This is a genomic window from Rhizobium vallis (genome assembly GCF_003985155.1).
Lineage (GTDB): Bacteria > Pseudomonadota > Alphaproteobacteria > Rhizobiales > Rhizobiaceae > Rhizobium > Rhizobium vallis.
The window spans coordinates 1-14,246 of the sequence record NZ_ML133694.1; the positions used below are offsets into that span (position 1 = coordinate 1).

Annotated in this window: 14 protein-coding genes and 1 tRNA gene; 5 read left to right on the forward strand and 10 right to left on the reverse strand. The window is 61.6% G+C overall.

The window, feature by feature from the left end:
• The first annotated feature begins 50 nt into the window (after window positions 1-50).
• The 3 genes from EFQ99_RS22885 to EFQ99_RS22895 all read left to right on the forward strand — a co-directional run bounded on the left by EFQ99_RS22885 (window position 51) and on the right by EFQ99_RS22895 (window position 2,200).
• Window positions 51-127 (forward strand) — tRNA-Met (locus tag EFQ99_RS22885).
• Window positions 128-722: 595 nt separating this feature from the next.
• Window positions 723-1,178, forward strand: a complete 456-nt coding sequence (locus EFQ99_RS22890) for an NUDIX hydrolase (RefSeq protein WP_126923515.1) — start codon at window positions 723-725, stop codon at window positions 1,176-1,178.
• Window positions 1,175-2,200, forward strand: a complete 1,026-nt coding sequence (locus EFQ99_RS22895; protein ID WP_126923516.1) for an extracellular catalytic domain type 1 short-chain-length polyhydroxyalkanoate depolymerase — start codon at window positions 1,175-1,177, stop codon at window positions 2,198-2,200. The genes EFQ99_RS22890 and EFQ99_RS22895 overlap by 4 nt, the downstream gene beginning before the upstream one ends.
• A gap of 182 nt (window positions 2,201-2,382) precedes the next feature.
• Here the strand turns inward: EFQ99_RS22895 and EFQ99_RS22900 are convergent, their stop codons facing one another.
• Window positions 2,383-3,213, reverse strand: a complete 831-nt coding sequence (locus EFQ99_RS22900) for an N-acyl homoserine lactonase family protein (RefSeq protein WP_126923517.1) — start codon at window positions 3,211-3,213, stop codon at window positions 2,383-2,385.
• 29 nt (window positions 3,214-3,242) lie between these two features.
• Between EFQ99_RS22900 and EFQ99_RS22905 the strand changes: the two genes are divergently transcribed.
• Window positions 3,243-4,220: a helix-turn-helix domain-containing protein gene (locus EFQ99_RS22905; protein WP_245441559.1), complete on the forward strand. Its 978-nt coding sequence runs from the start codon at window positions 3,243-3,245 to the stop codon at window positions 4,218-4,220.
• 101 nt (window positions 4,221-4,321) lie between these two features.
• Here the strand turns inward: EFQ99_RS22905 and hpaI are convergent, their stop codons facing one another.
• Genes hpaI through EFQ99_RS22940 form a run of 7 tightly spaced genes read right to left on the reverse strand, consistent with a single transcriptional unit; the run spans window position 4,322 to window position 11,324 of the window.
• Complete coding sequence (gene hpaI / locus EFQ99_RS22910) at window positions 4,322-5,134, reverse strand: 4-hydroxy-2-oxoheptanedioate aldolase (protein ID WP_126923518.1); 813 nt, start codon at window positions 5,132-5,134, stop codon at window positions 4,322-4,324.
• Between the two features lie 12 nt (window positions 5,135-5,146).
• A complete protein-coding gene (gene hpaH, locus EFQ99_RS22915; RefSeq protein ID WP_126923519.1) occupies window positions 5,147-5,950 on the reverse strand; it encodes a 2-oxo-hept-4-ene-1,7-dioate hydratase in 804 nt (267 codons plus the stop codon).
• 3 nt (window positions 5,951-5,953) lie between these two features.
• On the reverse strand, window positions 5,954-6,823 hold the full coding sequence (locus tag EFQ99_RS22920; RefSeq protein ID WP_126923520.1) for a fumarylacetoacetate hydrolase family protein: 870 nt from the start codon (window positions 6,821-6,823) through the stop codon (window positions 5,954-5,956).
• A 16-nt stretch (window positions 6,824-6,839) separates the two neighbouring features.
• Window positions 6,840-8,294, reverse strand: coding sequence for an NADP-dependent succinate-semialdehyde dehydrogenase (gabD, locus tag EFQ99_RS22925; RefSeq protein WP_126923521.1), 1,455 nt, complete (start codon window positions 8,292-8,294; stop codon window positions 6,840-6,842).
• Between the two features lie 59 nt (window positions 8,295-8,353).
• Window positions 8,354-9,334, reverse strand: coding sequence for a 3,4-dihydroxyphenylacetate 2,3-dioxygenase (hpaD, locus tag EFQ99_RS22930; RefSeq protein WP_126923522.1), 981 nt, complete (start codon window positions 9,332-9,334; stop codon window positions 8,354-8,356).
• 39 nt (window positions 9,335-9,373) lie between these two features.
• Window positions 9,374-10,891 (reverse strand): 5-carboxymethyl-2-hydroxymuconate semialdehyde dehydrogenase, encoded by a 1,518-nt coding sequence (gene hpaE, locus EFQ99_RS22935; RefSeq protein WP_126923523.1) that lies wholly within the window; start codon window positions 10,889-10,891, stop codon window positions 9,374-9,376.
• 40 nt (window positions 10,892-10,931) lie between these two features.
• Window positions 10,932-11,324 carry a 5-carboxymethyl-2-hydroxymuconate Delta-isomerase gene (locus EFQ99_RS22940; protein ID WP_126923524.1) on the reverse strand — a complete coding sequence of 131 codons (393 nt, stop codon included), beginning with the start codon at window positions 11,322-11,324 and terminating at the stop codon, window positions 10,932-10,934.
• A gap of 122 nt (window positions 11,325-11,446) precedes the next feature.
• On the opposite strand from EFQ99_RS22940, the gene hpaR reads away from it, so the two are divergent.
• Window positions 11,447-11,920, forward strand: coding sequence for a homoprotocatechuate degradation operon regulator HpaR (hpaR, locus tag EFQ99_RS22945; protein ID WP_126923525.1), 474 nt, complete (start codon window positions 11,447-11,449; stop codon window positions 11,918-11,920).
• Between the two features lie 14 nt (window positions 11,921-11,934).
• Here hpaR and EFQ99_RS22950 read toward each other — a convergent pair whose 3' ends face one another.
• Window positions 11,935-12,954: a phosphotransferase enzyme family protein gene (locus EFQ99_RS22950; RefSeq protein ID WP_126923526.1), complete on the reverse strand. Its 1,020-nt coding sequence runs from the start codon at window positions 12,952-12,954 to the stop codon at window positions 11,935-11,937.
• 8 nt (window positions 12,955-12,962) lie between these two features.
• Window positions 12,963-14,246: an aspartate aminotransferase family protein gene (locus EFQ99_RS22955; protein WP_126923527.1), complete on the reverse strand. Its 1,284-nt coding sequence runs from the start codon at window positions 14,244-14,246 to the stop codon at window positions 12,963-12,965.

The following is a 14,246-nucleotide window of genomic DNA, read 5'->3' on the forward strand; positions in this document are numbered from 1 at the left end:
GCCGTCACAAAAGGGTCGCGCTCGCGGCCCTTTCTGCTGTAAAATAATATCGCGGGGTGGAGCAGCCCGGTAGCTCGTCAGGCTCATAACCTGAAGGCCGCAGGTTCAAATCCTGCCCCCGCAACCAGACTCTTCAAAGATCAGCATGACGTATATCGCCGAGCGCTCATCGTGGAGCAGCCCGCTCGGCGCGCAATCGATTCACTGGATCGATTGCTCTCCCGCATCGCCTCGTCAGGCTCATAACCTGAAGGCCGCAGGTTCAAATCCTGCCAACGAAACCAAATTCCCAAGACAAAGCCAAAAGCAAAACAATACGAAAAAGCCCTCCAACCATGGAGGGCTTTCGTGCGTTTGGAGACACGGCATTCAGCATGGTGCATACAAAGTGCTCCATCCGATTCAATTTTGGCCAACAGTCGAACCATCGCTTTTCTGAGGGGAAGTGCGGGCGGCGGACTGACCGGGATGCCGTCAAAATGCCCCACGGATCATGCGAAGACTTGTGTCAGCTTTTCGAAATGTTGCGCGCAAAGTCGACTGTCCGGTTTCGACCAGCTTGAGTCTTTTTATAGCAGCTCTATTTGGGGTGCACGTGTGGGCTATAGCGTAAACGTAGTTCTCCACTCGTCGCTCTCAACCCACGAAGTTGCTGAGACGGCTAGACTGGACTCGCCCGTGCCGCCGCTCTACTTTGCGACGCTCAAAATCGGAGGCCAGCTATGCTTCACGACGCTGCACAGAACGAAGTTTCCAACGAAGTCGTAGGTCTCGACGTCGCACAGGCCGGCGCCATTTGCTACCGGCGGGACCGGAAGGGATGCCTTGAAGTCCTCCTCGTAGGCAGCCGCCGCAACGGCCGATGGGGCGTCCCGAAAGGGCATATCGAGAGCCTCGAACCGAGCAGCACGGCAGCTTTGAGGGAGGCATTCGAGGAAGCCGGGATCATGGGCGCCATCGACAATACGCCGTTTGGCAGTTTCACCTATCAGAAGGACACCAGCACGAACCGCTACTCAGTCGCGGTTCATCTCCTGAAGGTGTCGAAGGTTGCCAGCAAGTTTCCGGAGAAAGGCATCCGCAAGACGCAGTGGTTCCTGCTGAAGGACGCTGTTCGTGATGCCGCGCAACCGGGGCCGCGAACGCTCCTGCCTCGGTTTGAGACCATGGACGTATGAAGTTCAGCTTTGGCAGATCGCTATCAAGGGCTTTCAGGGCCCAAAAGAAAATCGGCAAGCTGATCGAGCAGGCTCTCAAAGCGCCGCGAAGCAAACCGAAACGTACGAGCTCAACACCCCGTCCTGGGAAACCGGTTCTGGTCGAGACGGCCGTGTTCGGAAGCAATCCCGGCCGGCTCATCATGAAATCCTTCGTCCCGACTCGGCTGCCGAAGAAGCCCGCCCTTGTCGTGTTGCTTCATGGCTGCCATCAGGCTGCCGATAGCCTGGACGTCGCAACCGGCTTCTCCACGCTGGCGAAGGAGCGAGGCTTTGTTCTCCTTTATCCAGAGCAGAGGAGATCCAACAATTCGCAAGGATGCTTCAACTGGTTCCGGCCGAGCGCCGTTGCCCGGGACCGGGGAGAGGTGTTCTCCATTAAGCAGATGATCGAGCACGCATGCGAGCATCATCGGGTTGACCGCTCGAGGGTCTTCGTCGCAGGCCTGTCGGCCGGCGGGGCGATGACGGGCGCGCTCGTAGCGAACTATCCAAATCTGTTCGCAGGCGCCGCGATCATAGCCGGAATGCCATTCGGATCCGCCCGCGATGGGATGTCCGCCCTGCGGGCGATGAAGACGGGTGCATTGCCGCCGCCCGGTGGATGGGGACGACCCGTCGCCGAACGCTCTCCAGAAGCCAAGTCGTGGCCCGCGATAACTGTTTGGCAGGGAATGGACGACAGGATTGTCAACCCGGTAAATGCGCTGGCATGTGTTGCTCAGTGGCTCGAAGTCAGAGGCATTGATGAAAGCAGGGGACGTGTGGAGGACAAACCTTGGGGCAGGTTGCAGTCCTGGAAGGTGAAGGGCGAGCTGAACGTGGCGCTTTATTCAGTCAGCAACATGGGCCACGGAGTGCCAGTTAAGAAGCCCCCTAGCTCGATATCGGGACGATCCCTAGACCCTTTCGTAGTTCAAGCGGAAATCGCAGCCCCAGTTGAGCTGATGCGGTTGTGGGGGTTGTCGAGACTTCGAGCATAGCCAACTTGCTGCTGTGGCAGCCAGTTCCTTCCCCAGGGAGCCCGGGATGTATCTCTTGGCGGAGTTGGACCGTGGCGGACGGATTCCGGCGAGGGCGGGCAAGGGATTCAGACTGATGATGCGGCCGCGGTCACAGGTGCACCCCCGGCCGAAAAATCGGACGGCCGGGTTGCAGGACGTCGCTACCTCGCACTTTTCGGAAAGGCGGGAAGCTTGGCGATATCCTTGGCGTCATGCTGCACGACAAGGGTAGCATCAAGCGCCTTGGCGATTCCCGTTAGCCGCTCCATCGACGCCAGCGTCTCAGCGCGGTCGAAGTTAAACCCCGGCACACCCCGGCTCTCGAACTGCTCCTCGAAATGTGCAACGTCGCCGGACAGCAGGACCGCTCCGGTTTCGACGAGGCGGACCAACAGACTTGTTTCGCCCGGCGTGTGGCCGGGTGTCGAAAGGATGGTAACCGTGCCATCGCCGAAAACGTCGCGGTCGCCCGAGATGGTGTCAACCTTCGAGCCGCCGTCGAGCCACGGCTTGATGAAGGCCGGATCGACGGCGAAAGGCAGGGGATCGGCCTTGAACTGGGCAAAGTCAGCAGCGCCGATCATCAATTTTGCCTGCGGAAATGTCGCGGCCTGCCCGACATGGTCGAAATGATTGTGACTGATGCCGAGGCGGCTGATCTGCTCGGGCTTAACGTCGATTTCTGCGAGCTGGCTCGGAATGTCCTTTGCAAGCGTTGGAGCAAGGGTCGCTTTTGGATCGAGCTTTGCCCCGAGAAGACCAACCGGCAATCCGGCGTCCCAGAGCATGTAGTCGCGGTCATGTCGGATCACGTAGCAGCTATCGGTCAGCGTCCGCTTTTCGCCGACGTGATTGTACGTATCGGAAAACAGTGAGAGGTCGCGGACTTCGATCTCGCCGCAGTCGAGCCGCCAGAGTTCGACTGCGGCGGAATGCGCCGTGGATGCCGTCAGGGCGGCGGCGGAAAAGAGGATTGTTGCAATCGGGCTCATGTCAGTCTCCTCGGACATGGAGACCGCTTTTGACGCATTCCGTTGGCCGAGGAGGGTCCGGTTCGATCGATTTCGAGCCCGAAACGCTCACCTGTGCGGTTTTTTATTGGAACGTCCTGCGTTATCGTTACGACATGAACATTCATTCCAAAAGCAGCGACGACGCCCATCTTCGATCCACGCTCGTGGAGAACCTGCGGCCGATGATGGCGCCGGACGGTACGGCCGGGCGATATGCGCACGGCCACCAGCTCTTCTCCTACTGTTCTCTCGACAGAGAGCGTCTGAAGGCGATCGAGCTTCCGTGGCCCCTCATCGGCATCATGCTGAGAGGTCGCAAGGAAGTCTGGCTCGGCGATACGACGCATTTCTTTGAACCGGGCACTGTCTTCGTCCTTCCCGCGCGCGTGCCGATGGATGTCGTCAATATTCCTGCCGGGCCCACCTCCTCCTATGAATCGCTGTTGCTGGAGGTGCCGGCGTTTCCAGCCGGCATGGCGCCGCTGACGAGAGGCGAGAAGACGAGCATTCGCGATGGCGACAGGCAGTTAAGCGTGCCGCTCGATCCAGATCTCGTGCATACGCTTATTCATGCCGCGACGGCGATCGCCAGCGAAGCGCTGGGCGAAGCGGTCAAGGCCGTGCGGCTGATGGAGGTCCTGACGCTTCTGCGGCCGATCCCTGCCGCCCGTCCGTTGTTCGAGGCCAGCCTGCCCGAGGAGGTGGCCTGGCTAATCGGAAGCGCGCCGTCGGAGGCCTGGACGGTCGAGCGGGTCGCCGACCGTCTCGGCCTCGGAGCATCGACGTTGCGCCGTCGGCTTGCGGCGAAGGGCACAACCTTCCGCAGCCTCCTTCGAACAGAGCGCCTGCGGACCGGCCAAACCGCGCTCGCCGCAGGCGCATCGAGTGTTGCCGCTGCCGAGGCCGCCGGCTATGCCTCACGCTCACATTTCGCCCGACGCTATAGGGAAAGCTTCGGCCAGTCGCCAAGCGGTCGCCGCTCCTGATGACAAGGTGTAGGGTCCGGACCTCATCAAGGCGTCCTCCCCGAGGGGAGGAAAAGATGCGAGCTTGGTCGACGAACGCTTCGTAGAAACGCTACCTTGCCTCAATAAACCTTCGCAGTTTTGGAACCCCCGAAGCTTGCGGCGGCTGTATTCTGAAAATCGGAAAGCAGGCGCGAAGCGCCGTTTGCCAGTAGGCCGACATCGTTTCCGATGGCAACGAAAGTGGCGCCGAGCTCGAGGTAGCGCTTGGCCAGCGCCTGATCGGCAGTCAGGATGCCTGCCGCCTTGCCATGCGACTGGATGCGGATCAGTGCCGCTTCCACGGCCTGTTGCACCTCCGCATCGCCGGGCCGACCGAGATGGCCCATGTCGGCGGCCAGATCGGCCGGTCCGATGAAGATACCATCGACACCGCCCGTGGTGGCGATGTCGTCGAGTGCGGCCAACCCGGCACGGCTTTCGATCTGCAGCAGCAGGCACACCTCCTCGTTGGCGGTTTGAAGGTAATCGGGAATGCGGTTGAACGATGACGCACGGGCAAGTGCTGCGCCGACGCCGCGCATGCCGTGCGGGGGATAGCGCACGGCGCGCGCCAAGGCCTTTGCCTGGTCGCCGCTTTCGATCATCGGCACCAGCACCGTCTGCGCGCCGATATCGAGGATCTGCTTCAGAAGCCAGGCCTCGCCGATCGGCGCTCGGATAACGGGATGGCTCGGCGAGCCTTTGAGAGCCTGCAGCTGCGCCATCATCAGCGGGATGTCGTTCGGCGCGTGTTCGCCGTCGATCAGCAGCCAGTCATAGCCGGCACCACCCAGAATTTCCGCCGTATAGGCGTTGGCAAGCGCCAGCCATAGGCCGATCTGCCGGCGTCTCTCCAGAAGAGCTGCTTTGAACATATTCCTCGGCGCGGGCATTGTTTAATCCTTCTACGCGAAGAAGCTGCTGACGGTGCCGTAGGGTCCGAAATCGGCGACGATAGTATCACCGTGACGTGCCTCGACGGGGCGGATGAACGAGCCGGCAAGCACGATCTGGCCAGCCTCGATGCCGTCGCCATAGGCAGCAAGCCTGTTGGCAAGCCAGGCGACGCCGCGAGCCGGCTGATTGAGCACGCCGGCGCCGAGGCCGGTTTCCTCGACCTCGGCATTGCGCGAAACGATGGCGCCCATCCAGCGCATGTCGACGGCATCCGGCCGCATCGTCCGGCCACCGAGGACGATGCCGGCATTGGCCGCATTGTCGGAGATCGTATCGACGATGGTGCGGGCCTTCTTCGTTTCGGGATCGACCCGCAGGATACGCGTATCGAGAATTTCCAGCGCCGGCGTGATGTAGTCCGTGGCATTCAGGACATCGAAGGTGGTCACGCCTGGCCCGCGCAGCGGTGCCTTCATGACGAAGGCGATTTCCGCCTCGATGCGCGGCTGGATGAAGCGATCCGCAGGAATGGTCGCACCGTCCTCGAACAGCATGTCGTCAAACAGCACGCCGGAATCCGGTGTGTCTATATTGAGCGCATACTGCATGGCCTTGGACGTCAGCCCGATCTTCCAGCCGATGACCCTGCGCCCGGCCTCGATCTTGCTGCGCACCCATGCCGCTTGAACGGCATAGGCGTCGTCCATCGTCATGTCGGGATGCTTGAGCGACAGAAGGCCGGTCTGTGCCCTTGTCTTTTCAGCCGTATCGAGGCTTTCGGCAGCCTGTGCGATCTCGTTGTCCGTTAGCATGGTTCAGATCTCGTCCGCTATCGTGTTGCGCAAGGTTCCGATGCCATCCGCCTCGACCTCGACGATATCGCCCGGTTTCAGCCAGATCGGCGGATCGAACCGCGCGCCGGCGCCCGTCGGCGTACCGGTCACGATCACGTCGCCCGGCACCAGCGTGGTGAAGGTGGAGATGTAGTTGATGATCCGGCGGAAGGAAAAGATCATCCGGCTGGTGCGATCGCTCTGGCGGATCTCGCCGTTGACCCGGGTTTCGAGCTTGATGTCGGCGATCTGTGCCTCGTCCGTGAACGGGATCACCCACGGACCGATCGAGCCGGTGCGGTCGAAATTCTTGCCTTGAGTGACGTTGAATTTGGCATGCCGGACCCAATCGCGGATCGTGCCTTCGTTGCAGAGCGAAAGCGCGGCGATATGGTCGAGCGCACCGGCCTCGGGAATGCGCCTGCCGCCCTTGCCGATGACGATGACGATCTCGCCCTCATAGTCGAGCTGCGGGCTTTCCGGCGGGCGGATCAGGGGCTCGCCGTGGCCGGTGAAGGAGCGGGGGAAGCGGATGAACAGCGAGGGGTTGGCGGGCGCTGCCTGTCCATCCTTGTATTCCTCGTTGCGATCGGGAAAATTCACCCCGACGCAGATGAGCTTTTCCGGCGTCGGGATGGGGATTTCGAAGCGGATTTCGTCCAGCGTGAAATCCGGCTTCAATGACTTGGCTTCCTCGGCGAATTGAACGAGGCGGTCGGCCTGGATGACTTCGCGCAATGTCGGCCATGCCGCGCCATGGCGGGCTGAGAGGTCGACGACACCGCCCTCGACAGCAAGCCCGTAGCCGTGGCGGCCGTTTCTGGAAAAAGACAGGAATCTTGGATGGGGCATGGCTATCCTCTTTGCCTCAAGCGATGCCGCCAAGGCAGACATATTTGATTTCGGTGAATTCCTCGATGCCGTATTTCGAGCCTTCGCGGCCGAGGCCGGAGAGCTTGACGCCGCCGAACGGTGCCTCGGCCGTCGAGATCAGGCCGGTATTGACGCCGACCATGCCGTATTCCAGCGCTTCGGCGACCCGGAAGACACGGGCGAGATCCTTGGCGTAGAAATAGGAAGCCAGGCCAAACTCGGTATCGTTGGCCTGCTCGATGACATCGGCTTCGTCCTTGAAGCGGAACAGCGGCGCTAGAGGCCCAAAGGTTTCCTCGCGCGCTACCGCCATGTTCCGGGTGACGTCGGCGAGGATCGTCGCCTCGAAGAAAGTGCCGCCGAGCGCATGTTTCTTGCCACCCTGCAGGATCCGAGCGCCCTTGGCCGTTGCATCGGCAATATGCTCCTCGACCTTGGCGAGGGCTGCCTTGTCGATCAGCGGTCCGAGAATGACGCCTTCGTCGAAGCCGTTGCCGGTCTTCAGCTTGCCGACTGCGGTCGCCAGCTTTTGCGCAAAGGCGTCATAGACGGCGTCCTGCACATAGATGCGGTTGGCGCAGACGCAGGTCTGGCCGTTGTTGCGGTACTTGGCGATCAGCGCGCCTTCGACGGCGGTGTCGAGATCGGCATCGTCAAAGACGATGAAGGGCGCATTGCCGCCGAGTTCCAGACCCAGCTTCTTGATCGTCGGGGCGCTCTGCTTGTAGAGCTCGGTGCCGATTTCGGTCGAACCGGTGAAGGTCAGCTTGCGCACCACCGGGTTCGACGTCATTTCGCCGCCGATCGCCGCAGCCGAGCCGGTGATGACGCTGAACAGGCCCTTCGGCAGGCCGGCGCGCTCGGCGAGGATGGCAATGGCAATTGCCGAGAACGGCGTCTGCGAGGCCGGCTTCAACACCATCGCGCAGCCGGCGGCAAAGGCCGGTCCCGCCTTGCGGGTGATCATCGCATTCGGGAAGTTCCACGGCGTGATGGCGGCAACGACGCCGATCGGCTGCTTCATCACCATGATGCGCTTGTCCTTCTGGTGGCCGGGGATCAGGTCGCCATAGATGCGGCGGCCTTCCTCGGCAAACCACTCGATGAAGCTTGCGCCATAGACGATCTCACCGGTGGCTTCCGCCAGCGGCTTGCCCTGTTCTGATGTCAGGATGCGGCCGAGATCGTCCTTGTTGTCGATCATCAGCTCGTACCATTTGCGCAGAACGGCACAACGCTCCTTGGCGGTCCGGGCAGCCCAGCCCTTCTGGGCGATCCTTGCCGCCTCGATCGCGGCCTTTGTCTCCGCCGCCCCCAGCTTCGGCACAAGGCCGATGATCTCGCCGGTGGCGGGATTGTTCACCTCGATCGCGTTCTTCGGATCGGCTTCGATCCAGTTTCCGCCGACCAGAGCCGCCTGGCGGAACAATTCGGGGTCTTGCAATTTCAAGAGAGCCTCCTCGTCGAACGTTTAATAGCGGGCGCCTGGCGCCCGCCCGGCGGAGAAACTTAAGGTGCGACGATCGGCTGGGCCTTCAGCACGGAATCACGAAGCTCGGTGCCGGCAAATGTGCTGCCCTCCTCGAACCATGATTTTGGCGCGGGAGCACCCCAGAGCGTCTGGCGCTGCGGATCCTTGAGGTCCCACTTGATCGGCTCGAGATCGGGATCGACCGTCTGATAGTCCGAGCAATAGATCTCGGTGCGATGGCCATCAGGATCGCGAATGTAGAGGAAGAAGGCATTCGAGATGCCGTGGCGGCCCGGGCCGCGCTCGATATTCGCCAGCCAGCCGGTCGTCGACATCAGGTCCAGCAGGTCGATGATGTTGAGCGGCGTCGGCACCCAGAAGGCGGTGTGATGCAGGCGGGGGCCGCGACCGTTGGTAAACGCGATGTCGTGGACGCCGCCCTTGCGATGGGTCCAGGCGGCCCAGAGTTTCCCGGTTTCCTCATCGGCGGTGTATTCGGTCACACGGAAGCCGATCTCATTGTAGAAGGCGACGCTCTCGTCGACATTTGGCGAGAAGCAGTTGAAGTGATCTATGCGGAGCGGTTTTACGCCCTTGTAGAGGGCGTATTTCTGGTGGATCGGCGGCAGGCGGTCCATCTTCGAATAGAATTCGAGCGGAATGCCATGCGGGTCGCGGGTTCGGAAAGTGCGGGACTGGTAGGGACGCTCGACCCACTCGACCGGCAGGCCTTTGCTCTTGAAGAAATGCTCGGCCTTGTCGAGGTCTTCGTCGGAGAAGACCTTGAAGCCAAGGTCACGGGCTTCGGCCTTCTCGGACTTGCGAAGCACGATGCAGTGATGGCCGCGTTCTTCCAATGCACGCAGATAGATCGTGTCCGCCGTCTCGTCGGTCACCTGCAGGCCGAGCGTATCGACGTAGAAGGCGCGTGACTTCGCAAGGTCGGTGACGGCAAGTTCAACATGGCTGAGGCGCACGATGTTGAACGGCGGGTAGAGATTGGGTGTGGGCAAGGGCATGAAAGTCTCCTCCAAAGTTTGTGCGGCGTTGTCGGGCGTTCAGCCGCCAAGTTTCTGGATCGCGTGCGCGGTGGTGGCGAAGGCGACGTTTTTGGTTTCCATGTAGAAGTCGAAGGACCAGTCGCCGCCATCACGGCCGATGCCGGAATTCTTGACGCCGCCGAAGGGCGTCGGCAGGTGGCGGACGTTCTCGGAATTGACCCAGATCATTCCGGCCTCCAGCGCATCGGTGAAGCGGAAGGCACGGGTGACGTCATTGGTCCAGAGATAGCCGGTCAGGCCGTATTGAACATCGTTGGCAAGTGCCAGCGCTTCGCTCTCGTCCTTGAACGGGATCGCCGTCAGAACCGGCCCGAAGATCTCTTCCTGGGCAATGCGCATCCGGTTGTTGGCGCCGGTGAAGAGGGTGGGGGAGACGTAGCACCCGCCGCCCGGTCCGTCGAATTTCGCACCGCCGGCGGCAACGGTCGCGCCGTCCTCTCTGCCGATCGCGATATATTCCAGGACCTTCTTCTCGTGCACCGGGTGGATCAGCGGGCCGATCACGGTTTCCGGATCGAGGGGGTGGCCGACCTTGATGCGCCTGGCTTTCTCGGCGACCATGGCCGTGAACCTGTCATAGATGCTTTCCTCGACCAGCAGGCGCGAGGACGAGGTGCAGCGCTCGCCGTTCAGCGAATAGATCATGAAGACGGCAGCATCGGCGGCGCGCTCGAGATCGGCATCGGCGAAGACGACGACAGGGTTCTTGCCGCCGAGTTCGAAATGCACGCGCTTCAGGGTGTCGGCGCCCTGCTTCATGATCATCGAGCCGGTGCGGCTTTCGCCGACGAAACCGATTGCCTTGATATCGGGGTGTTCGGTCAGCGCCTTGCCGGCGTCCTCACCGAAGCCGTTGACGAGGTTCCAGACGCCCTTGGGAAGGCCTGCTTCTTCCGCGATCTCGACGAGCAGCCGCGCCGTCAGCGGTGAGAATTCGGCGGGTTTGTGGACGATCGTGCAGCCTGCAGCCAGTGCGGGGGCGATCTTCCAGGTCGACAGCATGAAAGGTGTGTTCCAGGGCGTGATGATGCCGACCGGGCCGATTGGCACACGGGTCGTCATATTCACCTGGCCAGGACCGCGTAGCGTCTTGCCGTCGCGCGCTTCCGGCGCGCGATCGGCGAAGAAGCGGAAATTCTCGGCGCCGCGCAGGGCCGCCTTGGCCATGAACTTCAGCGATTGTCCGGTGTCCAGGCATTCGGTGAAGGCGATTTCCTCGGCGCGTGCCACGATCGCGTCGGCGATCTTGTGAAGAAGCTTCCTGCGTGCCGCACCGTCCATGGCGGCCCAGGCGGGAAAAGCAGCCTTTGCGGCCTTGGCCGCCCGGTCGATATCGGCAGCCTTGCCGAGCGCCACGGTCGCCAGAGGCTTCAGGTCGACCGGAGAGATCGTCTCATAGGTCGCACCCTCTGCGGCCCAGACGTCCTCGCCGTTGATGCGGTTCATGACGCCGTCTTTGCGAAAACGGGCCAGGTAGCCTTCCGCCTTTGCAATGTTGTCTTCCAATATCGACATGATTTTCTCCGATGAATTATTGCGGCCCGGCTAGGCGCGGTCAGCTGCCTGCCTTGCGAAGGCGCGGGTGAATGGCGTTTTTCTTCCAGCTGAGCGCCGGATCGATTTCACGAATTTCGAGGGAGAGCGCGAAATGCGGCGTCTGGAAAAGCGCGCTTAGATGCTCGGTCACCGATTTGAAAATGGCCTCGCCGGTCCGTCGCTTGTCCTCTTCGCTGCGGCCCTCGCCGACACGAAAAGACATGTCGATGAAAGCATTCTCCTGGAGGAGGTCGGCGATAGCGTAAGCGTCGCTGCGGATGGCGCGGACGCGCACGGCGCCAGTCTCAAACAGGCCCGTTTTCAGGATTTCCGCGTGAACGACGCGGCAAAGCGCGTCGAAATCCACTTTTCCATCGAGATTGGCCGAATAGTCCATGGTGAAATGCGGCATCGTTCCTCCCGCTCCACGAGGTCTCAATATACTTAACATGTTAATGATATCGATGTTCTTGTCAAGACCGCGGTGAGGTCGGCATCGTTGCGCATCGCAAAAAATTGCTCCATACAACCGTCATGACACGACCTTCTCCTGAAACCACCGGCATTACCCAGGACGCCTTGCTGCCTCGCGATACGCGCCGCTCGCTGCCGATTGCCCTGCTTCGGGCGCGTGAAGCGGTGATGGGGCATTTCCGGCCGATGCTCGCGCTGCACGACGTGACGGAGCAGCAATGGCGTGTCATTCGCATTCTCGCTGAAGCCGGAACACTGGATGCGTCCGAGATGGCGGATCGGGCCTTCATTCTGGCGCCGAGCCTGACGCGTATCATCCGGTCGCTCGAGGAGCGCGGTTTCATCACCAAGACCAAGGACGCTCAGGACGGGCGGCGCATCCTGCTGCAAATCACGCCGGCGGGGCTGAAGATCATCAATGAGGTCAGCCCGGACAGTCGGACAATCTATACCGCGCTCGAGCAGCGTTTCGGCCGGGAACGGATCGAAACGCTGCTCGACATGCTCGACGAACTGGCAACGCTGAACAAATAGCATCGCCTGCGCTCCTATTTGCCGTCACCTGTTTTGAGATTATCCGCCAGCGCCAGAGCATCGGCCACATAGCGCCGAAGCCGCGTCGCCGCATCCGGCGTCTGAATTCGCTCGCCGATCCAGCCGATATAGGTGATGCTGCGCAGAACCATGAAGAGCGGCAGGGTCTCAAGGGCGCTGTCCGGCAGGGATCGCACAACGCGATATCCCTCGATCAACGCCGCCTGGATGCGTTCGTAGTGCGGCTCGCCACGGTTCTTGAACAAGGCGGTAGCGATGTCGAACATCCGCCAGCCGTAACCCCCGTCGTCAAAATCGATCAATTCGACATGATCGCCGTCAATGAGGACGTTTTCCCGAACGAGATCTGCGTGGATGAGACCGTAGTCGAGATCGAGACTCGACAAAGCGCCAAGCCGTTCTCTCAGAAAGAGACGCAGTCCGGAAAGGCGTACTGCTTCATCCGGCAGCAAACCGGGACAATCCCAAAAGCGGCCCCAGAGCGGTGTTTCTCCGAGCAAGCCATCGCCGTTCCAGGCCGGGCGAGAGAAGGAGGGCGGCGGGCTCCAGGCGTCGGAGGCGGCGTGCATCCGCGCCATCGTTTCCCCGAGGGTGCGGAAAATGTCGGCAAGCCGGTCTTTCGAATATGCGAGAGGGACACCCGATTGGCCGAGCGGAATGCCGGTCATCCAACTGACGATGTCTGCGTATTGCTCACCGAACTCAGCATTCGCCGCAAGCGCAACGGTCTGGCGTCTATCCGGTGTGGGAACGGGCGCCGGAACGCGCAAACCCGCTTCGCGCAAGGCGGCCATCCAGGAGAGTTCCGAGACCAGTGCCTCTTTGTCGTGGTAACCGGGCCGGTGCAGCCGCAGCGCTGCTGGTTCACCGCTTTCGAGCGTTACCCGGAACACCGCATTCTCCCGGTATTTCAGCAGCTCGGGTGTCTGCGCACCGAGATCCCAATTGGCGAGCGCCTGGGATGCCCGGGCGTTGAGCGCGTGCATCAAGGGGAGGGGTCGATCGTCAGACATGGCCGTCTTCACAATCCGGACAGGACATCGTCGAGGGTCGACAGCATCAAATCGGCATTGTCCTTGGAAAAGGGCATGGGCGGCCGGATCTTGGTCGCGCATTGATGAATGCCGATCTTGCCCATCAAAACGCCGCGCGCCCGCATGTCGTTGATGACTTTCGTGGCGAGGTCCGGCGCCGGCGTCTTTTGCTCACGGTCGAGAACGAGTTCCGCCCCGAAGAACAGACCGCTGCCGCGCACGTCGCCGATGATGCCATGTTTCTCGGACAGGCGCTTGAGGCCGTCCTGCGCATAGGCGCCGACGGTGCGGGCGTTCTCCATCAGGCCCTCGTCTTCGATCACGTCGAGGACAGCGAGCGCCGCAGCGCAGGAAACCGGATTGCCGCCGAATGTATTGAAGTAGCGGAAGGACTTGCGGAAGGCGTTCAGCGTGTCGGCATTGGCCACCACGCCGCCAACCGGATGGCCGTTGGCCATCGGCTTGCCGAGTGTCACGACATCCGGGACGAAGCCGGCGCGCTGGTGGCCCCACATGTGGCCACCGGTGCGCCCGAAGCCCGGCTGAACCTCGTCGGCAATCACCAACCCGCCGGCCTTGCGCACCGCAGCAATCGCCTTGTCGAGGAAACCCGACGGCAGATCCGGAAATCCTTCATTGGCAAAATACGGGCAAATGATCAGCGCCGAAAATCCATGCGGGCTGTCCTGCAGCGAGACGATTGCCTTTTCCACCTCCGCCGCGAAAGCCTCGGCAAAGTCTTCTCCCGGCGCGCCACCCAGCGGCCGGTAGCTGTCTGGTGCCGGCACATGGCGCACATGGCCGCCGAAGCCGCCGACCGGCGGCATGCGGGTGGAAAGCTGCGACACAGCCGCGGTATTGCCGTGATAGGTGTGGTCGGTGGCGATGACGCCGGTCTTTCCCGTGACCGCCTGGGCCATGCGCAACGCGATGTCGTTGGCCTCGCTGCCGGTGCAGGTCATGATCGCCGTATCGAGGCTCGCGTCGAAGGTTGCCGTCAGCCGCTCGACATAATCGAGGATGCCCTCATGCAGGTAGCGTGTGTGGGTATTCAGCGTCGAGGCCTGCCGGGTGATCGCGTCCACGACCCGTGGGTGGCAATGGCCGACATGCGGCACATTGTTGTAGCAATCGAGATATTTGCGGCCATCCGCATCCCATAGCCAGACGCCTTCGCCGCGTACCAGCTGGACGGGATCGTTGTAGAAGGTCGACATGTTTCGGCCGAGAAGCCGCTCGCGGCGAGCCAGAAGTGTCGCATTGTCCGCCAT